This window comes from Fictibacillus nanhaiensis (assembly GCF_036213205.1).
GTDB classification, from domain to species: domain Bacteria; phylum Bacillota; class Bacilli; order Bacillales; family Fictibacillaceae; genus Fictibacillus; species Fictibacillus nanhaiensis_E.
In genome coordinates this window covers 36,308-61,232 of record NZ_JARMFC010000004.1, presented here as the reverse complement: position 1 = coordinate 61,232, position 24,925 = coordinate 36,308, and the positions used below count along the sequence as shown (strand labels likewise).

The 24,925-nt window shown below is 44.2% G+C and carries 26 protein-coding genes; 3 read left to right on the top strand and 23 right to left on the bottom strand.

Features of this window, described 5'->3' with window-relative positions:
- Position 1: 1 nt before the first annotated feature.
- From nuoN to P4V41_RS04240, 11 genes are all read right to left on the bottom strand, one after another.
- On the bottom strand, positions 2-1,537 hold the full coding sequence (nuoN, locus tag P4V41_RS04290; RefSeq protein ID WP_328083563.1) for an NADH-quinone oxidoreductase subunit NuoN: 1,536 nt from the start codon (positions 1,535-1,537) through the stop codon (positions 2-4).
- Positions 1,538-1,540: 3 nt separating this feature from the next.
- Complete coding sequence (locus P4V41_RS04285) at positions 1,541-3,058, bottom strand: NADH-quinone oxidoreductase subunit M (RefSeq protein WP_328083562.1); 1,518 nt, start codon at positions 3,056-3,058, stop codon at positions 1,541-1,543.
- Entirely contained in the window at positions 3,055-4,923 is a 1,869-nt protein-coding gene (gene nuoL, locus P4V41_RS04280; protein ID WP_328083561.1) for an NADH-quinone oxidoreductase subunit L, read from the bottom strand. Before nuoL ends, P4V41_RS04285 begins: the two co-directional genes overlap by 4 nt.
- 18 nt (positions 4,924-4,941) lie before the next feature.
- A complete protein-coding gene (gene nuoK / locus P4V41_RS04275; protein ID WP_144696957.1) occupies positions 4,942-5,256 on the bottom strand; it encodes an NADH-quinone oxidoreductase subunit NuoK in 315 nt (104 codons plus the stop codon).
- Positions 5,253-5,765 carry an NADH-quinone oxidoreductase subunit J gene (locus P4V41_RS04270; RefSeq protein WP_066398893.1) on the bottom strand — a complete coding sequence of 171 codons (513 nt, stop codon included), beginning with the start codon at positions 5,763-5,765 and terminating at the stop codon, positions 5,253-5,255. Before P4V41_RS04270 ends, nuoK begins: the two co-directional genes overlap by 4 nt.
- Positions 5,762-6,181 carry an NADH-quinone oxidoreductase subunit NuoI gene (gene nuoI, locus P4V41_RS04265; RefSeq protein WP_328083559.1) on the bottom strand — a complete coding sequence of 140 codons (420 nt, stop codon included), beginning with the start codon at positions 6,179-6,181 and terminating at the stop codon, positions 5,762-5,764. Before nuoI ends, P4V41_RS04270 begins: the two co-directional genes overlap by 4 nt.
- 520 nt (positions 6,182-6,701) lie before the next feature.
- Positions 6,702-7,703: an NADH-quinone oxidoreductase subunit NuoH gene (nuoH, locus tag P4V41_RS04260; protein WP_328083588.1), complete on the bottom strand. Its 1,002-nt coding sequence runs from the start codon at positions 7,701-7,703 to the stop codon at positions 6,702-6,704.
- Positions 7,700-8,800, bottom strand: coding sequence for an NADH-quinone oxidoreductase subunit D (locus tag P4V41_RS04255; RefSeq protein ID WP_328083558.1), 1,101 nt, complete (start codon positions 8,798-8,800; stop codon positions 7,700-7,702). Before P4V41_RS04255 ends, nuoH begins: the two co-directional genes overlap by 4 nt.
- Positions 8,801-8,805: 5 nt before the next feature.
- Positions 8,806-10,230, bottom strand: a complete 1,425-nt coding sequence (locus tag P4V41_RS04250; protein ID WP_328083557.1) for an NADH-quinone oxidoreductase subunit C — start codon at positions 10,228-10,230, stop codon at positions 8,806-8,808.
- Positions 10,227-10,742 carry a NuoB/complex I 20 kDa subunit family protein gene (locus P4V41_RS04245; RefSeq protein WP_137791106.1) on the bottom strand — a complete coding sequence of 172 codons (516 nt, stop codon included), beginning with the start codon at positions 10,740-10,742 and terminating at the stop codon, positions 10,227-10,229. Before P4V41_RS04245 ends, P4V41_RS04250 begins: the two co-directional genes overlap by 4 nt.
- Positions 10,733-11,107, bottom strand: a complete 375-nt coding sequence (locus P4V41_RS04240; protein ID WP_066398906.1) for an NADH-quinone oxidoreductase subunit A — start codon at positions 11,105-11,107, stop codon at positions 10,733-10,735. Before P4V41_RS04240 ends, P4V41_RS04245 begins: the two co-directional genes overlap by 10 nt.
- A 219-nt stretch (positions 11,108-11,326) precedes the next feature.
- Between P4V41_RS04240 and P4V41_RS04235 the strand changes: the two genes are divergently transcribed.
- Both P4V41_RS04235 and P4V41_RS04230 read left to right on the top strand, forming a co-directional pair.
- Positions 11,327-11,524, top strand: a complete 198-nt coding sequence (locus P4V41_RS04235; protein WP_066398908.1) for a hypothetical protein — start codon at positions 11,327-11,329, stop codon at positions 11,522-11,524.
- Between the two features lie 32 nt (positions 11,525-11,556).
- Entirely contained in the window at positions 11,557-11,946 is a 390-nt protein-coding gene (locus P4V41_RS04230) for a DUF1722 domain-containing protein (RefSeq protein ID WP_328083556.1), read from the top strand.
- Positions 11,947-12,265: 319 nt separating this feature from the next.
- On the opposite strand, the gene P4V41_RS04225 is transcribed toward P4V41_RS04230, so the two are convergent.
- From P4V41_RS04225 to P4V41_RS04210, 4 genes are all read right to left on the bottom strand, one after another.
- On the bottom strand, positions 12,266-13,924 hold the full coding sequence (locus P4V41_RS04225) for a glycerol-3-phosphate dehydrogenase/oxidase (protein ID WP_328083554.1): 1,659 nt from the start codon (positions 13,922-13,924) through the stop codon (positions 12,266-12,268).
- 231 nt (positions 13,925-14,155) lie between these two features.
- On the bottom strand, positions 14,156-15,658 hold the full coding sequence (gene glpK, locus P4V41_RS04220) for a glycerol kinase GlpK (protein ID WP_328083553.1): 1,503 nt from the start codon (positions 15,656-15,658) through the stop codon (positions 14,156-14,158).
- A gap of 33 nt (positions 15,659-15,691) precedes the next feature.
- The gene (locus P4V41_RS04215; protein WP_328083552.1) at positions 15,692-16,519 is read right to left on the bottom strand and encodes an MIP/aquaporin family protein; all 828 of its coding nucleotides are present in this window, start codon (positions 16,517-16,519) and stop codon (positions 15,692-15,694) included.
- Positions 16,520-16,714: 195 nt separating this feature from the next.
- Positions 16,715-17,260, bottom strand: coding sequence for a glycerol-3-phosphate responsive antiterminator (locus P4V41_RS04210; protein ID WP_066398926.1), 546 nt, complete (start codon positions 17,258-17,260; stop codon positions 16,715-16,717).
- A 190-nt stretch (positions 17,261-17,450) separates the two neighbouring features.
- Between P4V41_RS04210 and P4V41_RS04205 the strand changes: the two genes are divergently transcribed.
- On the top strand, positions 17,451-17,630 hold the full coding sequence (locus P4V41_RS04205) for a hypothetical protein (RefSeq protein WP_328083550.1): 180 nt from the start codon (positions 17,451-17,453) through the stop codon (positions 17,628-17,630).
- A 738-nt stretch (positions 17,631-18,368) separates the two neighbouring features.
- Here the strand turns inward: P4V41_RS04205 and P4V41_RS04200 are convergent.
- The 8 genes from P4V41_RS04200 to atpB all read right to left on the bottom strand — a co-directional run bounded on the left by P4V41_RS04200 (position 18,369) and on the right by atpB (position 24,924).
- Entirely contained in the window at positions 18,369-18,776 is a 408-nt protein-coding gene (locus P4V41_RS04200) for a F0F1 ATP synthase subunit epsilon (RefSeq protein WP_066398933.1), read from the bottom strand.
- Between the two features lie 22 nt (positions 18,777-18,798).
- Positions 18,799-20,187, bottom strand: coding sequence for a F0F1 ATP synthase subunit beta (gene atpD, locus P4V41_RS04195; protein ID WP_328083549.1), 1,389 nt, complete (start codon positions 20,185-20,187; stop codon positions 18,799-18,801).
- 58 nt (positions 20,188-20,245) lie between these two features.
- Positions 20,246-21,097: an ATP synthase F1 subunit gamma gene (gene atpG / locus P4V41_RS04190; RefSeq protein ID WP_066398937.1), complete on the bottom strand. Its 852-nt coding sequence runs from the start codon at positions 21,095-21,097 to the stop codon at positions 20,246-20,248.
- 122 nt (positions 21,098-21,219) lie between these two features.
- Positions 21,220-22,719 (bottom strand): F0F1 ATP synthase subunit alpha, encoded by a 1,500-nt coding sequence (gene atpA / locus P4V41_RS04185; RefSeq protein ID WP_198768672.1) that lies wholly within the window; start codon positions 22,717-22,719, stop codon positions 21,220-21,222.
- A 19-nt stretch (positions 22,720-22,738) separates the two neighbouring features.
- Positions 22,739-23,290, bottom strand: coding sequence for a F0F1 ATP synthase subunit delta (locus P4V41_RS04180; RefSeq protein WP_328083548.1), 552 nt, complete (start codon positions 23,288-23,290; stop codon positions 22,739-22,741).
- Complete coding sequence (atpF, locus tag P4V41_RS04175; RefSeq protein ID WP_144696913.1) at positions 23,287-23,805, bottom strand: F0F1 ATP synthase subunit B; 519 nt, start codon at positions 23,803-23,805, stop codon at positions 23,287-23,289. Before atpF ends, P4V41_RS04180 begins: the two co-directional genes overlap by 4 nt.
- A gap of 112 nt (positions 23,806-23,917) precedes the next feature.
- Complete coding sequence (gene atpE / locus P4V41_RS04170) at positions 23,918-24,130, bottom strand: F0F1 ATP synthase subunit C (RefSeq protein ID WP_066244772.1); 213 nt, start codon at positions 24,128-24,130, stop codon at positions 23,918-23,920.
- A gap of 83 nt (positions 24,131-24,213) precedes the next feature.
- Positions 24,214-24,924, bottom strand: a complete 711-nt coding sequence (gene atpB, locus P4V41_RS04165) for a F0F1 ATP synthase subunit A (RefSeq protein ID WP_197128303.1) — start codon at positions 24,922-24,924, stop codon at positions 24,214-24,216.
- Between the last annotated feature and the right edge of the window lies 1 nt (position 24,925).

The following is a 24,925-nucleotide window of genomic DNA, read 5'->3' as shown; positions in this document are numbered from 1 at the left end:
ATCAATGATCATGTGTATGAACTTCGGTTTCGATCTGCATGAAGAATTCATTTACATCAAAGTTTCCGTAAAAGAAATCCAGTGCGAGATCGGGCATGACCCCTAAGATAAGAACCGATGCTGTACAGAATGCAAGTACGGCAGCCATTCCACCTGGGATTGAAACCTTATTCGCATCCTCACTATCACGAAAGAACATGATTGCAATAATATTAAAGTAATACACGTACGACACGAGCGTGGTTGCCATCATAACAGCAGCCAGCCAATAATGTGCGGGGTCAAGACCAAGTGCTCCCATAAAGATTCCAAATTTACCGATAAATCCTGCGGTGATCGGTATTCCGGCTAGTGACAGGACGAAAAATGTCATCGAAACGGCGAGCCACGGAGACCGTCGGAATAAACCACGGAAAATACCAATATCATTAGAACCTTCTTGACTACTTAACAGCTGAATGACAGTAAACGCGCCGATATTCATAAACAAGTACGCCAACAGATAAAACCAGATTAACTCGAACAACAATGACGAATTTGACACGAATGGCACGAGAATGTAACCCGCTTGCGCGATAGACGAATACGCAAACATTCTTTTTATGTTTCGTTGTCGAAGCGCTGTTACGTTACCAATGATCATTGTTGCTGCTGCTAATACCATTACATACGGCTGAACTTGCAGCAAGATCGGTTCGCTATCAATCCCTGGAGCCGCGATAAAGCAGATGATGATCACACGCAACAAGATCACAAAGCCTGCCGTTTTGGACACGACACTCAAGAAAGCTGTAACTGGAACCGGCGCACCTTCATATACATCAGGTGCCCACATGTGAAGTGGAGCGGCCGCGATCTTAAAGGTTAATCCTGCAAACGTGATAATGAACGCGAAGACGATAAGAAAGCTGTGTTTTAACAGCTCAACGTTCCCCATGTTTTCTGCGATTTTGAACAGGTTCGTCTCTCCTGTCAGTCCGAAAATGTAACTCATCCCAAAAAGCGTGATAGCGGTAGCGATTCCGCCAGACACAATATACTTAAACGCTGATTCGTTGCTTCGTTTATTGCGCCTCTCAAGTCCTGCCATAACATAAGAAGAAAGAGAGAGAAGTTCTAGTCCCACAAATAGCGTGATCAAGTCAGCGCTGGATGCCATCATCATGGCTCCTAATAGAGCGGCGAGGAGTAAGTAATAAAATTCTCCCCGGTTTTCCTCTAGATCTTCTTTTTTATAATTGGAAGAAAGAACGATTACTAATAGCGTTCCTAACAAAAGTAAAATCTTAAAAGCTTTTGAGAACGAATCAAGTCTGTACGTATCATACAGAATCGATGTTACTTCTATGTCGAGCTGCATAAAAATGGCGATGAGAGCAGCGAGAATACCTGCTCCGGCAAGCCAGGCTAGCGGCTTCCGGCTCGATTCTTTTTTCATAAAAAGGTCGATAACCGATAAAAGTGTCGCAACACCTAAGATGATAAATTCAGGAAGCATGACGCTCCATTTAAACGATAGTAAAGTATCTAGATCCATGATTTAGCCCCCTAACCCTAGCAGAATGCTATCTAATGTTGGACGGAGCATATCACTTAACCATGCAGGATAGATGCCGATAAACAAAATCGCTGCAAGCAAGATAAACGCCGGAATTCGTTCTGTTGATGAAAGATCATGAGCGTTCGATAGTTCTTTTTCAGCACCAAACGTGATGGCCAACACTGCGCGCAAGACGTAGATCGCTGTTAAAATCAGTCCTAGTGCTCCTACAGCTGCTAACACGGGCATCGTCTCAAACAATCCTAAAAACGCCATGAACTCGCTAATAAAACCTGACATACCCGGAAGTCCTAATGATGCGAGCCCCCCTGCGAGCAAGACTCCTGCAAAGATCGGCATCCTTTTCGCGACCCCACCAAAGTCTTTTAACTGAGATGAACCGGCCCGGTCATACAGAACGCCTACCAAAAAGAACAACAGCGCCGAGATCAATCCGTGCGAAACGACTTGGAACACAGCTCCCGTCATCCCCGCTTCGTTCAATGCGGCGAGCCCGATCAGAACGATTCCCATATGCGAGACAGACGAATACGCTAAGACGCGTTTCAGATCACGTTGTGTGAGTGCTAAGAACGCTCCATAAAGGAGGTTGATCACACCGAACCACCCGATGATAAAAGCGAGAGAGTTGAATTGATCTGGAAACAGCCCTGCCCCAAAAACGATCAAGCCGTACGCACCAATTTTCAAAAGAATCCCTGAGTGAAGCATAACAATCGGCGGTGGTGCCTGAACGTGAACCCTCACCATCCAAGAGTGAAGCGGTGCTACAGGCAGCTTGACGGCGAACGCAACAAGAAGCGCGATCAGCATCCCCATCTTAAAATTCCTTGTGATGTTCATCTCGTTCAGTTCAGATTGCGGAAGCGAGAATGTGTAAGCTAACTGCTCAAAATTCATCGTTCCCGTCTTCATGAACATCGCCACGAACGCGATCAAAAGGATGGCTGAACCGACCCCGTTATAGATCAGAAAACTGTATGCTGCTTTCTCTTTTTCAAGATAACCCCATCGTCCGATGAGGAAGAACATCGGAATGAGCGTGATTTCAAAGAAAATAAAGAACAAAAATAAATTTTGTGCGGCGAACACGCCAATCATGCCCATCTCGAGTAAGAAGAACAAAATGAAGTAACTTTTCCAATCTTTTTTGATCGAAAAAGATGCAATGGCAGCAAGCACACTCACAACCGTTGTTAATAAGATAAGCACCATCGATAGACCGTTAACGCCTACTTCATAAAAGATCGGATAGCTCACATCACCGTTCGATTGAAAGACTTCATACGAAACCCACTGAAATTTCTCAGCAAGCTGTAGACCTTCACCAGATGCATTAAAAGCAGATAATGTAACGAGTGCTGTTCCGAGTGGGAATAACGTGCCTAAAATTCCAATCCATTTGATCGACTTCTCATCTTGAGACGGAGTAAATATGAGTACTAAAATGCCTAACAACGGGGATAAAATTAAGATCGATAGAAGCCATGTGTTCATGTGAAGTACCCCCCTGTTAATGCGACGATCAGCAATAAAATCACTATGCCAAAGATGGCGAACGTACCATATGATTGGACCTGCCCATTTTGAAGGCGCGACCCTAACTTACTCAGCCCTTGTACTCCGCTCACAACTGCCGCAACCATTCCGTCAACGACATATTTATCGAATAAAACGCCTAGCTTGCTCAAGCCCTTCGTTCCTTTTACAAAGGTGGCGTAGTACCCTTCATCAACGTACCATTTGTTGTAGATCACGTTGCTGAGTCCTGGCAACGAGCGAGTGATCCAATCGCGGGAAAGCGCTCCTTTTTGGTAGATCAGATAAGCGAGACCGATTCCTAAAAGAGATGCTGCAGTTGCCACGATCGGAATCCAGCTTGGACCGTGATGATCTCCATACGCTAGTTCAACAGGGCCTCCTGCTAAGTAATCCGTTAAAAATGTACCGAACCAAGCTGTGTTCAAGTAGCCCGCTACGATTGCCAAAACACCTAGAACAATCATCGGCAACGTCATTACGCTTGGCGATTCATGTACGCCACTCTGATCACCGCGTGGTTTTCCTGTAAACACAAGGAAAAATAGACGGAACATATAAAACGCCGTCATGAAAGCTGCAACGACTGCCAGCCAAAATAAACCGTAACGGCCATCTGCGTACGTGCTTGCTAGAATCTCATCTTTTGAAAAGAAACCGGACAATAGCGGAACTCCTGAGATGGCTAGGGCGCCGATTAAAAAGAGAGGCGCAGTAAGTCGAAGCTTTTTCCAAAGTCCACCCATCTCTTCGATGTTTTGTGTATGTACAGCATGAATCACGCTTCCTGCAGCTAAGAACAATAACGCTTTAAAGAATGCGTGTGTGGTTAGATGAAAGATACCTGCCACATAACCCGAAGCTCCAAGTGCTAGCATCATGTACCCTAGCTGACTGACCGTTGAGTATGCCAACACGCGTTTGATGTCTTTTTGCATAAGACCGATTGAAGCGGCAAAGATTGCCGTGACTCCCCCTACTACAGCAACGACCGTTAATGCCGTTTCTGAAGCTTGGAAGAGCGGATACATCGCAGCGACCAAGTACACCCCAGCTGCAACCATCGTTGCCGCATGGATAAGTGCTGATACTGGTGTTGGACCTTCCATCGCGTCCGGAAGCCACGTATGAAGAGGCAGCTGACCTGATTTTCCGATCGCTCCTACAAAGATACATAGTGCCGTAAGTGTGAGCATGCCAGATGATATATCGCCATTTCGAACAGAAGCAAAAATTTCGTCATATTCAAAACTACCAACCTGCCAAAATAGCAAAACCATACCGATAAATAGACCAACGTCCCCGATTCGGGTCATCACAAATGCCTTTTTCGCTGCGGCTTTTGCTTCTGGTTTAAAATAATAGAATCCGATCAACAAAAACGAACCCAGTCCAACTAGCTCCCAAAACATATAAAGCTGTAATAGATTCGGAGAAAGAACGAGTCCGAGCATCGCAAAGGAAAACAATCCCAAATACGCAAAGAAAACAGGAAACCGTTCATCGCCATGCATGTAACCTTTTGAGTAAAGATGTACAAGAAAACTAACGAGTGAAACGATCACAAGCATAAGGGCGTTCAGCGGATTAACTTCATATCCCATCGTGATGGCACGTTCACCGATTTCGAACCAAGTGCCTTCAACCTTAATTCCCTCACCTTGCCACACCGCGATCCAAACCCCGATGGAAAGAATGAGCGATAATCCGGTTAGAGACACACCGATCCATGCAGTGCCCTCACTTTTTGATTTTCTGAAAAACAGCAATAAAACGAAGGATAAAAGCGGGAACAACGGTATAAGCCAACTATTCTGCAACATAATCGTCCATCTCCTTCCTTATCGCTTCATCGTATCCATCTCATCCACGTTGACCGTCTGTCTGTTGCGGTACAGTGCTATGAGAATCGCAAGTCCGACTGCCGCTTCTGCAGCAGCAACCGTGATCGTAAACAGCGAAAAGATCTGACCTGTTAAACCAGGATTTATTGAGTATTTGGCAAAAGCCACGAGATTAATATTTACAGCATTCAGCATCAATTCGATTGAAATGAGTACGATGACCGCATTTCGTTTAGTTAATGCACCAAACAAACCGATGCAGAACAGGATTAAGGCAAGCATCAAGTAAGCTGCTAAAGGGACAGAGCTCATTTTTTTGCCTCCTTTTCATCGTCATCCCGCTTTGCCAGAATGATAGAACCGATCAAGGCAACAAGCAGCAAGACGGAAGTTAACTCAAACGGAATCACATAATGCGAATACAGCTCGATTCCAATCTTTTTCGTATTATCGATGTGAAGCTCTGCGTTCTGCTGACCAAAATCAAGGTCTTTGATCTTGCCGTACATGATCAGAAAGAAAAGTCCGATCGCAAGCCCGGTTAAGATGACTTTTAATCGTGGTGCACGCTTTTCTTTTTCCTGATGACGTGTAAGCATGATCCCGAACAACATGATGATGGTGATCGCGCCTGAATAGATTAACACCTGCACGACAGCTACGAACTCTGCTGATAGTGTGATGTAGATTCCTGCAATGGCAATGAACGTAAAAATAAGAGCAACAACCATGTGAACGACATTTGATAGGTTAATAAGAAGAACGCCGCCGGCAATGGCTGTTAAGGCTAGAAAGAAAAAAGCGATCATTTCACCGGTCATGCTTTGTTCTCCTTTCTGACATTCTCGTCGTTCTCATCGAGCCACTCGAGGTTTTTGAAAAGTTCATCACGGCTGTATTCAGCAAGCTCGAACTGATTCGTCATCACGATTGCTTCAGTCGGACAAACTTCTGTACACAGGTCGCATAGTATGCAGATTTCAAAATTAATATCGTACGTGTCGATGATCTTCCCTTTTTTCGCAGGGTCGGGATGGGGCTTACCCTTTAACTGGATGCAGTCGGTTGGGCAGATCTGCGCGCATTGGTTACAGACGATGCATTTTTCGGGATAAAACTTTTGGATGCCGCGGAAACGGTCAGGCATCTGGATCGGCACGTCTGGATAGCTTGTTGTGATGTTTTGCTTTGTTAGGTTTTTGACGGTATAGCTTAAACCTTTTACAAGACCTTTCATCCTGAGATCACGCTCCTTATGCGTTGGTCTTTCGATTGATAGAGCATTGTTTTAGCATTGCGCTGGTTATTGTGGGAGTTGGTTTCCGTTACAGGCGTTCGCTTTCCGCGGGGCAGGCGGTGAGCCACATTCGAATGTTTTACATTTAAGTGTCTCACCTGCCCACCTGTCCCGCAGGAGTCTCACACCTTTCACTACAACCAACCGTTCAAGGAAGTCGAAAAGTGATTACAGCAACAAGCTTCTAGAAACTTCTAGAAAAAAATCTTATAGAATGACCTTAGCCATCGCTTTGAATTTCGAAGGTCGGCTATGAAATCTTTGGATGTATTGCAAACATACTTCCTCGCATACTTGATTGGAGCGCAAGGTGCGAGACTCCTGGGGGATCAGCGGGACAGGTGAGACTCTTAATAGTGCAAGGCACTAAGAGGCTCACCGCACGCCCCCCGGAAAGCGAGCATCCTGGAGCGGAAATCAACACCCTCAAAAAACATCAGGAGAGCTGCACTAAGCTCTTTTATAAGAACAATTCCTTAACTGCTGCACTGACAAAAATGTTTAGCAGTGCTAGCGGCAATAGGACCTTCCATGCGAAGCTCATCAGTTGATCGGCGCGGAGTCGTGGCAGTGTTCCGCGGATCCAGATCATGAAAAACACGACGATGCTGAATTTGACGCCGAACCACAACATCCCTGGAATAAAATCTAAGAACGGAATCGGGTTCCAGCCTCCTAAGAAAAGAACGGTTGTTAAAGAAGCCATCGCAAACAGGTACACATATTCTGTGAGCATGAAGAACGCCCAACGAAATCCTGAGTATTCAACGTGATAACCGGCGACGAGCTCTGACTCTGCTTCAGGCAAATCGAACGGTGTACGGTTCAACTCCGCGATTGAGGAGATCAAGAATACGAAAAATCCGATCGGTGTTAAGAAGATGTAAGCAATGTTTTCTTGTCCTCTTACGATGTCGTTTAAGTTCAGGCTGCCAGCGAACAGAATTACTCCAATCACAGAGATAACGAGCGGAATCTCGTATGAAATCATCTGTGCTGCAGCACGCATGCCGCCGAGGAGCGAGTATTTATTGTTTGATGCCCAGCCACCCATTAAGATGCCGATCGTTGAAATTCCTGAAACGGCTACGTAATACAGAAGTCCGACGCCAAGGTCTGCGAACTGCATGTTTTCTGAAAAGGGAATCGTCGCGAGCACCATGAACGCTGGAGCAAACGCGATGACTGGTGCCAATACGAATAGTGGCCGATCAGCTAGTTTTGGTATAGTGTCTTCTTTTATCAAAAGTTTAAAAACATCCGCTACCGTTTGAAGAAGACCGAATCTTCCTCCAACCCGGTTCGGCCCTGTACGCATTTGCATGAATCCGAGCACTTTTCGTTCGGCTAGAATCGCGTAAGTTACGAACCCGAGAACCGTGACGAGTAGTGCCGCGCCTAGCGCAAAGAAAATCGCAACATGCATCCAGCCTGGCTGTGCGTATAAAAGCTCCTCCATCAGCCATCAACCTCCCCGAGAACGATATCAATCCCGCCTAAGATGGTAATCAAGTTGGAGATGTTTTCACCGACTAAAAGTTTTGGCAGAATCTGAAGGTTGTAAAAAGATGGTCTGCGAAACTTTAAGCGGTACGGTTCTTTTTTTCCTTCAGACGCGATGTAGCAGCCGATCTCTCCGCGAGGCGACTCAATGCGCACAAAGGCTTCACCCTTTGGTGGTTTGATGATTCTTGGCACTTTTGCCATAACAGGACCCTCTTCTGGGAACTGTTTCACCGCTTGTTCTACAATCTTGAGTGATTCTTCGATCTCTTGCATGCGGCACTGATAACGCGCCCATGCATCGCCTGTATGAAAGACCGGTACATCAAAATCAAAACGGTCATAGATCGAATATGGTTCATCTTTTCTAAGATCCCAATTCGTACCGGTGCATCTTAAGTTTGCGCCACTTAATGAAAAGTTCAGTGCTTCTTCCCTCGTGTAGTAGCCGATTCCTTTTACACGGTTCAAGAAGATTTCGTTGCCTGTCACAAGGTCGTGATAGCCAGCAAGCTCTTCTCTCATGTACGGAACAAAATCTCGCACTTTCTCGATCCATCCTTCTGGTGCGTCCCACTTCACACCGCCAACACGCATGTAATTGAACGTTAGGCGTGCCCCACAAATCTCGTTCAGCATATTGATGATCGCTTCTCGTTCACGAAACGCGTATAGAAATGGACTCATCGCCCCGATATCTAATAAATATGTACCGAACCAGACGAGATGGCTTGCGATGCGGCCAAGTTCCATCACGATCACTCGCAAATATTCCGCTCGTTCTGGTATCTCTAGACTCATCATCGTTTCCACCGCATGGCAGATTACGTAGTTGTTCGTCATGGCCGCTAAATAATCCATGCGGTCTGTGTATGGAATAATCTGCGTGTACTGAAGGTTTTCTGCTAGCTTCTCGGTGCCTCGGTGAAGATAGCCGATCACTGGCGTGGCTTCAATGATCGTTTCTCCGTCAATTTTGAGTACGATTCGAAAAACGCCGTGTGTGCTTGGATGTTGAGGCCCAACGTTGAGGAGCATCTCTTCTGTTCTGATCAATGTCTCTACACCTCCACGTCATGTGGTTCGTAATCTTTTCTAAGTGGATGTCCTATCCAATCGTCCGGCAGCATAATGCGCGTTAAGTTCGGATGTCCTTCAAAATGAATCCCTAAAAGATCATACGTTTCACGCTCTGGCCAGTTTGCTCCCTCCCATAACGGGGTAATGGAATGGGTAGTAGCGCTATTTCTATCTATTTTTACTTTTAAAGCAACCGACTGGCGATGATTGTAAGAATACAGATGGTTATAGACTTCAAAATGCGTTTCAAAATCGGTACCGTGCATTTCGGATAAATAATCAAAACGAAGCTGGTCGTTATATTTTAAAAACTCCGCAATTTTATAATAGGAATCAGGTTTTGCAACTAAGGTAGGAACGTCTTTTGACAGTCTGTTAATATAGGAATCTTCGAGTACATCTTCTCCTAGATGTTCTTTGATGACTTTTATGTAGGTATCGAGGATAGGTTGGTTTGGTGATGGTTTCTCTTCAGCCGCAGGTTCTGTTGCTGCACCTTTGGCGTTTGCAGCAGAACGTGCTTTTGCGGCTGCAGCTGCTTTTGCTTTTGCTGCTGCGATCGCTTTCGCTTTTTCATCATCACCTGCTGACTCAGCTGTTGATGCATCTGCTCCGGCTTCACGAGATGCTTTCGCTTTGGCTGCGGCTGCAGCTTTTGCTTTTGCAGCTGCGACGGCCTTTGCTTTTGCAGCTGCTTTCGCATTTTCGTCGTCTGAAGCAGATTCAGTGGACGTGTTGCCTCCACTCTCTCTTGCTAGTTTTGCTTTTGCGGCTGCTGCTGCCTTCGCCTTTGCTGCTGCGGCTGCTTTCGCTTTCGCGGCGGCGAGTGCTTTTTGTTTCGCAAGATCATCCGCTGACTCATCCGTCTGTGGAGCTTCCGGAGTATCCGCTTTTTCGGCTTGACGCTGTTTCGCGAGTTCAAGGGCTTTTGCTTTCGCTTCTGCTGCAGCTTTTTTCTTCAGCTCTTCTTTTGTTAATTCTGGCTCGGCTGTTGTTGGCTCTGACTGTTCAGCCGCCTTTGCTTTTTCAGCCTGGCGCTGTTTCGCGAGCTCGAGGGCTTTTGCTTTCGCTTCTGCTGCAGCTTTTTTCTTCAGCTCTTCTTTTGTTAATTCTGGCTCGGCTGTTGTTATCTCTGACTGTTCAGCCGCTTTCGCTTTTTCAGCCTGGCGCTGTTTCGCAAGTTCAAGTGCTTTTGCTTTCGCTTCTGCTGCAGCTTTTTTCTTCAGCTCTTCTTTTGTTAATTCTGGCTCGGCTGTTGTTGGCTCTGACTGTTCAGCCGTCTTTGCTTTTTCAGCTTGCCTTTGTTTTGCGAGCTCGAGGGCTTTTGCCTTTGCCTCTGCGGCCGCTTTTTTCTTTTGTTCTTCTATCGATAATCCTTCATTAGAATCATTCTGCTTATCTGTCATTCGCTCATCACCTTCTTGCCTGTCTTCGCTTCATAACGGATTTTTTCCTGAAGCTTGTTGATGCCATAAATGAGTGCAGCAGGGTTAGGTGGACATCCTGGTATGTATACATCCACTGGTACGATTTGATCGACGCCTTTTACGACGGCATACGATTTAATGTATGGACCTCCGGCTGTAGCGCATGATCCCATCGCGATGACCCACTTCGGTTCTGGCATCTGTTCGTATAATCGTTTTAAAACGGGCGCCATTTTTTTCGTGACGGTTCCCGAAACAATCATTACGTCAGATTGACGAGGTGACGTACGGAATATACTCCCGAAACGGTCCAGGTCGTAATGCGACGAACCTGTGCCCATCATTTCAATCGCACAGCAGGCGAGTCCAAAAGTTAACGGCCATAGCGAGTTACTTCTGGCCCAGGCTTTCACTTGTTCGAGTGTTACCATGAATACGTTGCGGTCTAGTTCGGCGCGTTCCTCAGCCGTAAGTTCCCACTTTATGTCCATTTTAGCACCTTCTTTTTCCAAGCGTATACAAGACCTAGCGTTAAAAGAACAACAAAAATCCCCATCTCGATCAGAGCGAACACGCCTAGCTCTTCATAGGCAACGGCCCAGGGGTATAAAAATACAGTTTCAACATCAAAAATAACGAACATGAGCGCAAACAGATAATAGCGGACATTGTACTGAACCCAACTTTGATGAAAAGGCTCAATTCCGCTTTCGTAGGTGGTGTATTTTTCTGCAGATGGTTTATAAGGGCGCAACAAACGGCCTGCAGTTAGTGCGACTACCGGCAGAAGGACCCCTAAAAATAAAAATACAGCCACAATGAGGTAATTGTTTTGATACAGATGATAAAAATCCATTCTGACTACCTCCTAATCTTCAGAATTTTATAAATTCTGTAACCGCTTTAATTATAGCAAATTCCATATTTTGTGTCGATGTGCTTCTTCACATATGGTACTTACACTATATTAGGGTCTCCCCCTTATTTTTCTATAGAAATGTTCATAATCCTGTAAATTTTTTGGATGTGACGATAGACTGTTAGCAGTATGATAGGTGTAAAGGGGAGATTCGTAATGGATATTTGGTGGATCGCTTATTTCTTGATCGTCGTAATCTCGATCGCTGGTTTAGTCGGTACGATCATGATTTCTAAAACACAAGACGAAAAATACGGAAGTTCAACAAGACAAAACCTTGTGCGACTCACCCTCATCTATGCAGTGGTGATTCTTGTATCGATCATCGCACTTGCACTCTACATTTATCTTTAATGAAATGCTGCTTTTAAAGGATGTGATCTCATTTGAAAAAAGAGACCGAACAATTGTGGGCGAGTGAAAAATACACCGTTATGGCTAAGGGCTACAACTTTTATAAAGAGATTCAAGGGTTGATGAGAGATGCTCAATCTGACCCCGACTATGAAAAAGTTAGGTTGTTGCTTGCTGAGTTGAATCAGAAACCTTTTGAGCGACGTGCTTTATGCAACACGTTAGAACATGTCTGGGGTTATTTTAAAAAATCAGCTGAAGAAGTGGACAAACAGCACTTTTTTTCACTGCTGGACACGTTGAGAAAGTCAGATGAAGAGTATTATGATGAAATGCCGTATGAAATTCATCTGTTTCTGGAGTTTTTGCTGCAAAAATACCCTTCAGATTACTTATCACGATCAACATTTATCAAAAATTAAGGATGCTCCCGTAGTTGTGTGGGATAATCCTTTTGTTTTGGCTAAAATAGGTGCAGTTTCGGTGAACTAAACTGCTTCTTATGTATACCCTGTTGGGTATATCCGACAATCAATCCATAAATTTAAGCCTCCAATCCACAAAAATCGGTGTGCAATCCACGAGTTTTTAGCTTGAATCCAAAAGTTTTGGCTATTTATCCTCAAGTCGACAAATCTCGACACCCTTCGGATACAAATAACCCCTCATATACCCCACACATAAAAAAACACCCCGCTCAACCAAGCGGGATGCCTCTCTGCCATAACTCTCAACTTTTTATCAGATCGCCTCAACTGACAATCGCAATTGCTCTTCAAAATCTTCCGCATGCTCACGTTTTTGTTCTGCATCCCAACCCAATTTGTCTGCCATACAGTTGATTACACTTTCTTTCCACTCATATACCGTATCGATGTCAAAGTATAGAGCAGACGTACGGCGGATCAAGAAATCAGATGGTGTTGATGTCATCTCATATTCTAATGCGTATAGTAGGGATGCGTACAAGCTTTCTGGCAAGTTGTAGCTCTTCGCCTCTTCACCGCGTTCTTTCATATAACCATAAACGATATCAATGTTTGTACCATAGCGCTGAACGAGCTCGCGAGCTTTTGCTTCATCTAAACCTAACGCTAACCCTTCTTGTACTTTTGTACGAAGGAAGTCTGCAAAGTTTTGGCTTCCGCCCATCTTACCGCCTGATAATTCCATGTGTTGCGTACGGCATCCAGGGAATTTTGCCCCTTCTTCTTCACCAAGCTGATCACGAACGATATCAACAACTTTTTCAGCCATTTTTCGGTAGCCTGTTAGCTTACCACCAGCGATGGTTAATAATCCTGATGGAGAGTGGAACACTTCATCTTTACGTGAGATTTCTGAAGGCCCTTTTTTCGGTTCGTGAATCAATGGACGTAGTCCTGACCATGATGATTCAACATCGTCGCGCGTGATCTTCACGTCTGGGAACATAAAATGGATCGTGTTCAATACATATTGAAGATCTTCTTCTGTCATGCCAGGGTTTGCAAGGTCTCCCTTGTAATCTGTATCTGTCGTACCAATATACGTTTTACCTGCACGGGGAATTGCGAACACCATACGGCCATCTTCTGTGTCATAGTAAACCGCTTGTTTTAGTGGAAACTTAGAGCCGTCAATAACAAGGTGGATCCCTTTCGTATGATGAATCTCTTTACCTGTTTTTGAACGATCTTCTTCGCGTAATTCATCTACCCATGGACCTGTTGCGTTCACGATTTTTTTCGCATAGATCTCATGAATTTCACCAGTAAGCTGATCTTCTACTTTTACACCTACCGCTCTTTTTCCGTTATAGATAAAGCTTGTAACTTTCGCGTAATTCGCTGCTGATGCTCCGCGTGCTACCGCTTCTTTCATGATCTCAAGCGTTAGACGAGCGTCATCTGTTTTGTATTCAACGTAATATCCGCCGCCAAGTAAGTTATCCTTTTTTAAAAGTGGTTCACGGCGTAATGTTTCTTCTGCAGAAAACATCTTTCTGCGTTCTTTTCGTTTTACACCTGCTAAGAAATCGTACACTTTTAGACCGATGGAAGTAGAGAACTTCCCGAACGTACCACCCTTGTAAAACGGAAGCAGCATCCATTCTGGTGTCGTTACGTGCGGCGCGTTCTCGTACACGATCGCACGTTCCTTACCAACCTCTGCAACGAGCTTCACTTCGAACTGTTTTAAATAACGAAGTCCACCGTGAACAAGCTTTGTAGATCGGCTAGATGTTCCAGCAGCAAAGTCCTGCATCTCTACAAGACCTACTTTCATACCGCGAGTTTGCGCATCTAACAAAATTCCTGCTCCAGTCACGCCTCCACCGATTACGAGAAGGTCCAGCTTCTCTTGTTTCATACCTGTGATGATTTCTTCTCTTTTATATGTTGAAAATGATGCTGTCATTTTCTCTTCACTCCTTCTGTACAGAACCGTTGGACGTATATAATACGGGTAGTTTTCCCGGAATCAGCGAACCCAACACGCGTTTTTCAACATTTAAGTGTATTGGTACGCAAAAAAAGACCACAAGAACCCCGCAACGTTTGTACGAGGTTTTGTGGTCTCTCCTGATCTCCAACCGGTTCAATATCAACTTGGGTTTAGTATAACGCAGTTTTCAAGATTTTGAAAGGGTTATGCTTTCGGTTTGTATGCGATCGTTGCTTCAACAGCTTTTTTCCAGCCATCATAAAGCTCTTTACGCTCTTCTTCTTTCATGTTTACGTCGAAGTCTTTGTCCACTTTCCATTTATCTGCGATTTCTTGACGGTCTCCCCAGAAACCAACAGCAAGACCTGCAAGATATGCAGCACCAAGTGCAGTCGTTTCGTTAATCTCTGGACGCTCAACAGGAACGTTTAAAATATCGCTCTGGAACTGCATCAAGAAGTTGTTCTTAACAGCTCCGCCATCTACACGAAGTTTTTTCAACTCGATACCTGAGTCTGCTTCCATCGCTGTTAATACATCAGCCGTTTGATACGCAAGTGACTCTAGTGTCGCACGAATGAAGTGTTCTTTTTCTGTACCACGTGTCAGTCCGAAGATTGCACCGCGTGCTTCTGAATCCCAGTATGGAGTTCCGAGGCCGACGAATGCTGGAACAACATACACGCCGTCTGTTGATGCAACGCGCTCTGCATAATCTTCACTGTCAGCCGCATCTTTTAGCATACGAAGTCCGTCACGCAGCCATTGAATCGCCGATCCTGCTACAAAGATACTTCCTTCAAGTGCGTACTCAACTTTTCCATCTACGCCCCAAGCAATCGTTGTTAGTAGGCCATGCTCTGACTTAACTGCTTTTTCTCCTGTGTTCATAAGCATGAAACAGCCAGTTCCATACGTGTTCTTCGCCATTCCTTTTTCAAAACAAGCTTGTCCGAAAAGTGCCGCTTGCTGATCGCCCGCGATACCTGCAATCGGAATATTTTTACCGAAGAAATGATAATCAATCGTTTCACCGTAAACTTCTGATGATGATTTTACTTCAGGAAGCATTGATTTCGGAACGCCTAAAATCTCAAGAAGCTCGTCATCCCATTTCAGATCGTAAATATTGTACATGAGTGTCCGTGAAGCATTTGAGTAATCAGTTACGTGCGCTCTTCCGCCTGTTAGTTTCCAAACTAGCCACGTATCGATCGTACCGAATAATAGGTCGCCGTTTTCCGCTTTTTCTCTCGCACCGTCAACGTTATCAAGAATCCATTTAACTTTTGTTCCGGAGAAATAAGCATCGATCAACAATCCAGTTTTATCGCGAAATTTATCATTTAAGCCTTGTTCTTTCAGCTCATCACAGATCTCAGCCGTTTGTCGTGACTGCCATACGATTGCGTTGTGAACCGGTTTTCCTGTGTTCTTGTCCCAAACAACCGTTGTTTCACGTTGATTCGTAATACCGATTGAGGCAATCTCGCCTGGGTCTGTATCTGTTTTTGAAAGAACCTCTGCCACTACTGCTAAGATCGTTCCCCAGATTTCTTGTGCATCATGCTCTACCCAGCCTGGCTTCGGGAAGTGCTGCTTGAATTCCTTTTGTGAGATCTCAACGACTTCTCCTGCTTTGTTAAAAAGGATTGCTCTAGAGCTTGTCGTCCCTTGATCGAGTGCTATGATATATTTCTTTTCCATAAGTAAACCCTCCCAAATTGGTTTGTTATTTTTTTAGTTTTCTATTTGATCTCCATGAGGCAATGCTTGTGTACCTTTACTTCCTAAGAAGAACGTTATTGCAAAGATTGCTAGTGATACCACTGTCCAGATCCAGAATAACGTTGTAACTTTTCCTGTGAAAACAGCTTGATAGAACAATGCTCCGAAAACTCCCCCAAGGATCGGACCTACAACAGGAATCCATGAATATGTCCAGTTGGATCCTCCTTTGCCTGGAATAGGCAAGATAAAATGTGCGATTCTTGGACCGAGGTCACGTGCTGGATTGATCGCATATCCAGTTGGTCCACCAAGTGACAACCCGATTGCTACGATTAGGAATCCGACGATCAACGGATTCAAGCCATCTGAAAATTTATTCGCTCCGATTGACAATAATCCTACTAGTAAAACCGCAGTTCCAATAAATTCTGATAAAAGATTCGAAAACGTATGCGGAATTGCAGGGTCAGTTGAGAAAACTCCTAATTTTACCGCTGGATCATCCGTTGCTTTCCAGTGCGGTAGGAAGTGGAAATAGACTACCATTCCTCCGAGCATTCCTCCGAGCATCTGAGCAAGGATATAAGCTGGCACATCTGCCCAAGCAAATTCACCGATTGATGCAAGGCCAAGCGTAACTGCTGGGTTAAGGTGCGCACCACTAAAGCTTCCGACTGCATAGACCGCCATCGCAACAGCTAGTCCCCAAGCAAGTGCGACAACGATCCATCCGCCGCCTTGAGCTTTTGATTTATTTAAGGAAACGTTTGCAACAACGCCCCCGCCAAATATGATTAGGATCATTGTTCCTATCAGTTCTGCCATAAATGTTGACATGTATAATTCCTCCTTTGTGCAATCGCAAACAAGTGCACGTGTGTACGGATTTCATCAAAAAAAGACCCAGCAAAAGATACCTATAGTTTTGCTATAAGTAACCCTTGTGGATCTCCATGTTCTCCGTCACGTTTATGAACTTGTCTCTATTATAACAAGGATGAAAACGTTGTCAAACGTTATTTCACATGAACATTAAATCCACAATTCAGGGTTTGAAGTCGTCACTGCTTCTGCACCTGCTTCAAGTGCTTCCATCACATTTACTTTTGTACGAATCAATCCACCAGCGATTACTGGTATACCCGCTTGTTCACTCACTTCTTTTATTATTTCCGGCATGATGCCTGGCAAAACCTCTAAATAGTCTGGTTGAGCACGTTCAATGACTTTGTAACTCGTTTCAAGAGCTAATGAATCTAATAAAAACAAACGCTGAACAGCGATCATGTTTTTCTTTTTTGCGCGCATGATGCAGTTAGATCGCGTTGAAATGATTCCGGCTGGTTTCATTTCTTGTGCTAAAAAATCGACTGCATACTCATTTGCTTTCAATCCGTTGATCAGATCCAGATGAACCAAAACTTTCTTTTTTCGTTCGTTCGCCATAGCGATCATAAATTTCAGCTGACTGATATGCGTGTCCAAACAAACGATATATGTGTATTTGCTATTTAATAACTTCTCAAAATCTTTCATCTTTCTCGCTGCCGGCAAAACTTTTTGTCCATGGAAGCTCATCTTGCACACCCCTTACTTTCATATCATTCACCAGTTCTCACATTTTATTGCAAAACCCCAGTAAACCGCCTTTTTTACATATTAAGTGATAATAACACATACAACTACTGACGGACGAGCATTTAATAGTATATAGCTTTTAAATAGAGCTCTATTTTAAGCACTTCCTTTGCTTGAGGAGGTGAAAAGCATGATTAAAAAAAGAAAAAAAACTGTTATCTCTCCTGTTGGTGATTTTCAGAATCCCTTTGGAGATGAAGTCGTTCAAATGGAAGAGGTAGCAGAAATGAACGCGATGACTGATGAAAATGGCGACCAGCTATGGTTACGTAGGGTTTCATGTGCTCCGCCGAATCTTGGAAGAAACTAAAATAGAAAGCTGTTTTCATATGCGATGTAGCTATCCGGAAGTAAGTTGATTTCCGCTCCAGGTTGCGCGTTTTCCATGGGGCGAACGGTGAGCCTCCTGCGGCTTTGCGCCATTAGGAGTCTCCACCTGACCAGTTGCAGTGGCTAGCCCCTCGAGGTCAAAAGTTAAATGGTCAAGAAGTCAAATTGCACCTTCCTGGCCCATTCACCTTTTGCTTGTCGGTGCTGAACGAGCCACTTCCGCTTTCGGACTGACCGCTCATCCCATAGGAGTCGGCAACCTTACGCTTCAATCAACTTGCATATGGAGAAAATAAATATTTATCCAAATAGCAACAATCTAGCAAAAAAGAGCCAAATAAAAAAAATCCATCCAGTGTTCAACCTTCTCAAACTGAACGTGATGTATTCGTATAAAGCCCCTTTGACTTTGTTTTTGGACAAGTCGAAGGGGTTTTTGAGTTCTGAAGAAGATCAGGTACAGTTTCGGTTCCCGAAACTGTACAATCAATATACCATATGGGGTATAAAATTTGTGCAATCCAAAAGTTTAGACTGTTTATCCAGAAGTTTTGCCTGTTTATCCACGAATTTTAGTCCTCAATCCAAAAGTTTTGCTACTTTATCCACGAGTTTACAGTCCTCGACATTGCTCGCACTCCCTATACCTTCACATACCCCCTACAAACACAAAAAAAGCCCTCCAACTCTCGATAAAGAGAGCTGAAGGGCTTTTAACTTAACGTTTTGTTGCTATGTCGATACGGTTCATTGCGCGTTTAAGCGCAAACTCCGCACGAGCTGCATCTAGGTTGTCTTGTTTGTTGCTAGCAAGACGCTGTTCGGCACGCTCTTTTGCTGCACGTGCACGATCTACTTCGATGTCGCCAGCGATCTCAGCAGCTTCTGCTAAAATCGTGACTTTTTCAGGTCGCACTTCAATAAATCCACCGCTAACGGCCACATATTGTGTTTTCCCATCAACGTCGTGAACACGCACGGCGCTGATCGTTAAAGGAGCTACAAGAGGGATATGGCCTGGAAGAATTCCAAGCTCCCCACTTTTTGCTTTCGCGCTGACCATTTTCGCATTTCCTTCAAACACAGGACCATCAGGGGTTACTACGCTGACTTGAATGGTTTTCATCCAATCTTACCCCTTTCAGGCATTAGGCCAAAGTTTTTGCTTTTTCAATAGCATCCTCAATAGAGCCTACGAGATGGAACGCTGATTCCGGAAGATCATCGTATTTTCCTTCAAGGATTTCTTTGAATCCACGAACTGTTTCTTTAACAGGAACGTATGAACCTTTTTGTCCTGTAAATTGTTCTGCAACGTGGAAGTTTTGAGATAAGAAGAACTGGATACGACGCGCACGGTGTACAACTAGCTTGTCGTCTTCAGAAAGCTCGTCCATACCAAGGATTGCGATGATATCTTGAAGTTCTTTATAACGCTGTAAAGTCGCCTGTACTTTACGAGCTACTTCGTAATGCTCTTCTCCAACGATCTCAGGAGAAAGTGCACGTGAAGTTGAAGCTAGTGGATCTACCGCTGGATAGATACCCATAGCTGTAAGTTTACGCTCAAGGTTAGTTGTTGCATCTAAGTGAGCGAACGCTGTAGCTGGAGCCGGATCCGTATAGTCATCGGCAGGTACATAGATCGCTTGGATAGATGTTACAGAACCTTTTTTCGTAGATGTGATACGCTCTTGTAATTGACCCATCTCAGTTGCAAGAGTTGGCTGGTAACCTACCGCTGATGGCATACGGCCAAGAAGGGCAGATACTTCAGAACCTGCTTGCGTGAAACGGAAGATGTTATCTACGAAGAAAAGAACGTCTTGTCCTTGTTCGTCACGGAAGAATTCAGCCATTGTCAAACCTGAAAGAGCGATACGTGCACGTGCTCCAGGCGGCTCGTTCATTTGTCCGAATACCATCGCCGTTTTCTTGATAACACCAGAGTCGCTCATCTCGTGGAAAAGGTCATTTCCTTCACGAGTACGCTCACCAACACCTGCGAATACGGAGATACCACCGTGTTCTTGTGCGATGTTGTTGATAAGCTCCTGGATAAGAACCGTTTTACCTACACCCGCACCACCGAAAAGACCGATTTTTCCACCTTTTACGTATGGAGCGATAAGGTCAACTACCTTGATCCCTGTTTCAAGGATCTCAGTTTTTGTTGTTAATTCTTCAAAAGAAGGTGCTGAACGGTGAATTGGGTCACGGCGAACTTCTGCCGGTACTGCCTCACCAAGGTCAATGTGATCACCTGTTACGTTAAATACACGTCCAAGAGTTGCTTCACCTACTGGCACAGAGATCGGCTTACCTGAGTCAGCGATTTCCATTCCACGAACAAGACCATCCGTTGAATCCATTGCGATTGTACGAACCATGTTATCACCAAGGTGAAGTGCTACTTCTAGTGTTAAGTCAACACCCTCAGCGCTAACAGTTAAAGCGTTAAGCAATTCTGGAAGCTGGCCTTCGAACTTAACGTCAACGACCGGTCCAAGAATTTGAGTAATATAGCCTTTATTCATCGGTTTCCCTCCTATCTTATTTTGCACATTAGCTGCTAAAATCACTTTTTAAAAAAGTCTATTCTAGAGCTGCTACACCGCCGACGATTTCCGTAATTTCCTGAGTGATGGCTGCTTGACGCTCACGGTTGTACGAGAGGTTCAATTGGCCGATCAGTTCATTAGCGTTATCCGTTGCATTTCTCATCGCAGTCATACGAGAAGCATGCTCAGCTGCTTTTGCATCAAGTAAAGCACCATAAATCAAGCTCTCCGCATATTGAGGAAGAAGCACTTCAAGGATCTCGTCCTCTGATGGTTCATACTCATAGGAAGATTTTGATTTTGTTGCAGCGATATCTGTTAACGGAAGAAGCTTCTTCTCCGTCAGATCGCTCTGAATGGCACTTACAAAATGGTTGTAATACATGTAAAGCTCATCAAATGTTCCGTCCGCATAAAGACCGACTGCCTTTGATGCGATTGCCTTGATCTCAGCAAAGGATGGCTGATCTGCCACGCCTGTGATGCTGTCCAAGATAGACATCTTACGGCTTTTGAAAAAGTTCACACCGACTTTACCGATCACGATCAATGCATACTCATCTGCTGATTTGTGACGCTCTTGAATCGTACGGTAAACGTGGCGTAAAATATTCGAGTTATAAGCTCCTGCCAATCCACGGTCCGCTGTAACGACGAAGTAACCTGTCTTTTTCACTGGACGTGTTAAAAGCATAGAGTGTTTCGCGTTGCTTCCTGATGCGATGCTTCCTACCACTTCTTGGATCTTGTCCACGTAAGGGCCGAAAGATTTCGCATTTTGCTCAGCGCGGTTTAGCTTTGCAGCTGAAACCATCTCCATCGCTTTTGTGATCTGCATGGTCTTTTTAGTGGAGTCTATACGTGCTTTAATATCTTTTAATGCCATTCATTTTCACCACCTTTATTGGTAGTTTAAAAATCGGTTAACCTCATTTTAAACATAGTAAGCTGGTTGCAAGGCGCAGCTCATCACTGCAACTGCACCTCTGCTTTTAAAGTCTATATATCTTACGCGAATGTCTTTTTGAATGCTTTGATCGCTTCGTCTAGGCTGTCACCTTCAGGAAGTTTACCAGTCGTTTTGATTGCATCAAGAACGTCTTTAGAGTTTGCTTCCATGTGAGCGTAAAGCGCTTCTTCAAAGCGGTTTACATCTTCAACAGCTACATCATCGATGTAACCACGAGTCAATGCATAAAGGATTGCAACTTGGTGCTCAACTTTTAGTGGCTTGTGAAGTCCTTGCTTAAGTACTTCAACTGTACGTGCACCACGGTTAAGTTTTGCTTGAGTCGCTTTATCAAGATCAGATCCGAACTGAGCGAATGCTTCTAGTTCACGGTATGAAGCAAGATCTAGACGAAGTGTACCAGATACTTTGCTCATCGCTTTGATCTGTGCTGCTCCCCCTACACGAGATACGGAGATACCTGCGTTGATCGCCGGACGAACACCGGAGAAGAATAAGTCAGATTGTAAGAAAATCTGTCCGTCTGTGATAGAGATAACGTTTGTTGGAATATAAGCAGATACGTCAGATGCTTGCGTTTCGATAAACGGAAGCGCTGTGATCGATCCGCCACCTAGCTCGTCATTCAACTTCGCTGCACGCTCTAACAAGCGAGAGTGAAGGTAGAATACGTCCCCTGGATAAGCTTCGCGGCCTGGAGGACGGCGAAGTAGCAAGGAAAGCTCACGGTATGCAGCAGCTTGCTTAGAAAGATCATCATAAATGATCAATACGTGCTTGCCAGCCCACATGAATTCTTCAGCCATAGATACCCCAGCATAAGGAGCTAGGAACAACATTGGTGCAGGTTGAGAAGCTGATGCTGATACAACGATTGTGTAATCAAGCGCTCCGTGTGAACGAAGTGTTTCTACAACGCCCGCAACTGTTGATTCTTTTTGTCCGATCGCTACATAGATACAGATCATATCTTGATCTTTTTGGTTCAAGATCGTATCGATCGCTACAGCTGTTTTACCTGTTTGACGGTCACCGATGATAAGCTCACGTTGTCCGCGTCCGATTGGCACAAGAGCGTCAATCGCTTTGATACCAGTTTGAAGTGGCTCATGTACTGATTTACGAGCCATTACGCCTGGAGCTTTTTGCTCGATAGGACGTGTTTTTGTAGTAGCAATTGGACCTTTACCATCAATAGGCTGTCCAAGAGGGTTAACTACACGGCCAAGAAGCTCTTCACCTACAGGAACTTCCATGATACGTCCTGTACGTTTTACTTCGTCACCTTCACGAATTTCTTGGTAAGGCCCAAGAATGATGATACCTACGTTGTTTTCTTCAAGGTTTTGGGCCATACCCATTACACCGTTAGAAAATTCAACTAGCTCACCAGCCATAACGTTATCTAATCCATGGGCACGGGCAATACCGTCACCGACCTGGATAACTGTACCCACATCATTAACTTCGATCTCAGATTGATAGTTTTCAATCTGTTTTTTAATTAAAGCACTGATTTCTTCAGCTTTAATGCTCATGAATTTCACCCCTATCCTCTCAGCTTCCGTTAGAAGCTAATTGACGTTCCATTCGATTCAACTTTCCGCTGATGCTTCCGTCAAAAATACGGTTGCCTATGCGGATTTTAATTCCTCCAACAAGAGAAGAATCTACAATATTATTAATGCGCAACGCTCTTTTGCCGACTCGGGCAGCAAACGTTTGCTCCAACTTCTGTATCTCTGAGTCTGATAAAGGACGTACAGAATATACATTTGCGTCGGCAATGCCTTGTGCTTCATTTGCTAATTCAATAAACTGCGCTGCCATCTCTGTGATGTATGTGTAACGGTTGCGATCTACCATCAGATAGATCGTGTTCATTACTGCTGTAGAAAGGTCAGCTCCAACGCTCTCTTTGATCAATTCTTTCTTTTGATCTTTTGATACTTTTGGATGTGATAGAACTTTTTGAAGCTCTTTGTTAAGCTCCAGTACGTTCTTCACAAGACGCAATTCTGAAACTGTATCTTCAAGTTTCGTAACACCCACTACTTCAAAAAGTGCTAATGCATAACGTTTTGCTACGATTGCTTGATCTTTGCTCATCGAGACTCGCCTACCTCTTGAAGGTATTCGTTAATAAGCTTCTCCTGAGAGCTCTCATCAAGTTCTTTTGCAATAACTTTAGAAGCGATCTTAACGGATAGAGCAGCAACTTCTTGACGAAGTGTAGCAACTGCTTTTTCTTTTTCAGAAGCGATCTCAGCTAATGCAGCTTCTTTCACACGCTCAGCTTCATCACGAGATGCTTTAATGATTGCTTCACCTTGTGCTTCGCCTTGCTTTTTAGCATTGTCGATAATAGACTTTGCTTCTTCTTTCGCTTTCTTTAACTCAGCAACTTGAGTTTCAAGATAGCTCTTAGCTTCTTGACGGGATTTTTCAGCCGCATCAATTTCGCTGTTGATATGTGATTGGCGCTCCTTCATGATTCCCATTAACGGGCCCCATGCGAATTTACGCAATAATACTAGTAGGATTAAAAATGCAGCTAATTGGTAAAGGATATCACCTGTGTTCAGGCCTCCACCTGCAGCAGCACCTAGAATTAAGTTTTGCACACCATTTCCTCCCTTCAATCAATCATACATAAGGAATGGCGAAGGGTAGTCCCTATAGGGAAACTTGCTTCGCCATTATAGAAATCGTAATAAACAGTGGTTGTTTTAAGGATTAAGAACCAAGCGCGATGAACGCGATAACCACACCGATGATTGGAAGTGCCTCAACTAATGCAACCCCGATGAACATTGTTGTTTGAAGAGTACCACGTAGTTCTGGTTGACGAGCGATCCCCTCAACTGTACGTCCTACGATTAAACCGTTACCAATACCAGCACCAAGTGCCGCTAGACCTACCGCGATTGCAGCTGCAATAAGATTCATGATAAAATTTCTCCCTTCTGAATTCCCTTAAAGTTTTTATGAAAATGGGCTTCTATGTATAGAAGCTTGATATTTCCTAAAGATTAGTGATCGTGACTTACTTTATGTGCCAAGTAAACCATTGTTAGCATTGTGAAGATAAATGCTTGGATTGCACCAACGAATACTGAGAAGCCTTGCCACACGATTAATGGGAAGATTCCAAGTACGCCAGCAAAAATACCCATCTTAGTCAAACCTACTAATAGACCTAAAAGCATCTCACCTGCGAAAATGTTACCGTAAAGACGAAGACCAAGCGTTAAAGTGTTCGCAAACTCTTCAATAATCTTTAATGGGAACAAGAACTTCATCGGTTTGAAGAATTCAGCTCCATATTCCTTGAACCCTTTCATTCTCACACCGTAATAGTGTGATAGCGCCACTACCATAACTGCTAGAGTCAAAGTAATAGTTGGGTCTGCAGTAGGGGATTTCCACCATAGATTATGGTCGACTACTACTGCAAAAGGTAATCCCAGCATGTTGGCAACGAAAATGTACATGATTAATGTAAGTCCTAAAGCTAAAAAGCGTCCGCCCGTATGCCAATCCATTGTGCTGTTGATGATTCCTTTTACGAAATCGACTACCCATTCAAGGAAGTTTTGCATTCCTCCTGGTCGCATTGACAGGGTTCGAGTAGCGAGTACCGCAATAAGGAAAACAATAACGGATGAAACTGTGATCATTAGTACGTTTGACAGGTTAAACGTCAAACCTAGAAAATCAGCTGTAACTGCACCATGTTCCACC

What these genes read in the sequence shown, in the direction of transcription:
- nuoN (WP_328083563.1), bottom strand. Translation starts at nt 1,537, where the DNA reads ATGGATCTAGATACTTTACTATCGTTTAAATGGAGCGTCATGCTTCCT.
- P4V41_RS04285 (WP_328083562.1), bottom strand. Translation starts at nt 3,058, where the DNA reads ATGAACACATGGCTTCTATCGATCTTAATTTTATCCCCGTTGTTAGGC.
- nuoL (WP_328083561.1), bottom strand. Translation starts at nt 4,923, where the DNA reads ATGTTGCAGAATAGTTGGCTTATACCGTTGTTCCCGCTTTTATCCTTC.
- nuoK (WP_144696957.1), bottom strand. Translation starts at nt 5,256, where the DNA reads ATGAGCTCTGTCCCTTTAGCAGCTTACTTGATGCTTGCCTTAATCCTG.
- P4V41_RS04270 (WP_066398893.1), bottom strand. Translation starts at nt 5,765, where the DNA reads ATGACCGGTGAAATGATCGCTTTTTTCTTTCTAGCCTTAACAGCCATT.
- nuoI (WP_328083559.1), bottom strand. Translation starts at nt 6,181, where the DNA reads ATGAAAGGTCTTGTAAAAGGTTTAAGCTATACCGTCAAAAACCTAACA.
- P4V41_RS04250 (WP_328083557.1), bottom strand. Translation starts at nt 10,230, where the DNA reads ATGACAGATAAGCAGAATGATTCTAATGAAGGATTATCGATAGAAGAA.
- P4V41_RS04245 (WP_137791106.1), bottom strand. Translation starts at nt 10,742, where the DNA reads ATGGACATAAAGTGGGAACTTACGGCTGAGGAACGCGCCGAACTAGAC.
- P4V41_RS04240 (WP_066398906.1), bottom strand. Translation starts at nt 11,107, where the DNA reads ATGGATTTTTATCATCTGTATCAAAACAATTACCTCATTGTGGCTGTA.
- P4V41_RS04235 (WP_066398908.1), top strand. Translation starts at nt 11,327, where the DNA reads ATGGATATTTGGTGGATCGCTTATTTCTTGATCGTCGTAATCTCGATC.
- P4V41_RS04225 (WP_328083554.1), bottom strand. Translation starts at nt 13,924, where the DNA reads ATGACAGCATCATTTTCAACATATAAAAGAGAAGAAATCATCACAGGT.
- glpK (WP_328083553.1), bottom strand. Translation starts at nt 15,658, where the DNA reads ATGGAAAAGAAATATATCATAGCACTCGATCAAGGGACGACAAGCTCT.
- P4V41_RS04215 (WP_328083552.1), bottom strand. Translation starts at nt 16,519, where the DNA reads ATGTCAACATTTATGGCAGAACTGATAGGAACAATGATCCTAATCATA.
- P4V41_RS04210 (WP_066398926.1), bottom strand. Translation starts at nt 17,260, where the DNA reads ATGAGCTTCCATGGACAAAAAGTTTTGCCGGCAGCGAGAAAGATGAAA.
- P4V41_RS04205 (WP_328083550.1), top strand. Translation starts at nt 17,451, where the DNA reads ATGATTAAAAAAAGAAAAAAAACTGTTATCTCTCCTGTTGGTGATTTT.
- P4V41_RS04200 (WP_066398933.1), bottom strand. Translation starts at nt 18,776, where the DNA reads ATGAAAACCATTCAAGTCAGCGTAGTAACCCCTGATGGTCCTGTGTTT.
- atpD (WP_328083549.1), bottom strand. Translation starts at nt 20,187, where the DNA reads ATGAATAAAGGCTATATTACTCAAATTCTTGGACCGGTCGTTGACGTT.
- atpG (WP_066398937.1), bottom strand. Translation starts at nt 21,097, where the DNA reads ATGGCATTAAAAGATATTAAAGCACGTATAGACTCCACTAAAAAGACC.
- atpA (WP_198768672.1), bottom strand. Translation starts at nt 22,719, where the DNA reads ATGAGCATTAAAGCTGAAGAAATCAGTGCTTTAATTAAAAAACAGATT.
- P4V41_RS04180 (WP_328083548.1), bottom strand. Translation starts at nt 23,290, where the DNA reads ATGAGCAAAGATCAAGCAATCGTAGCAAAACGTTATGCATTAGCACTT.
- atpE (WP_066244772.1), bottom strand. Translation starts at nt 24,130, where the DNA reads ATGAATCTTATTGCAGCTGCAATCGCGGTAGGTCTAGCGGCACTTGGT.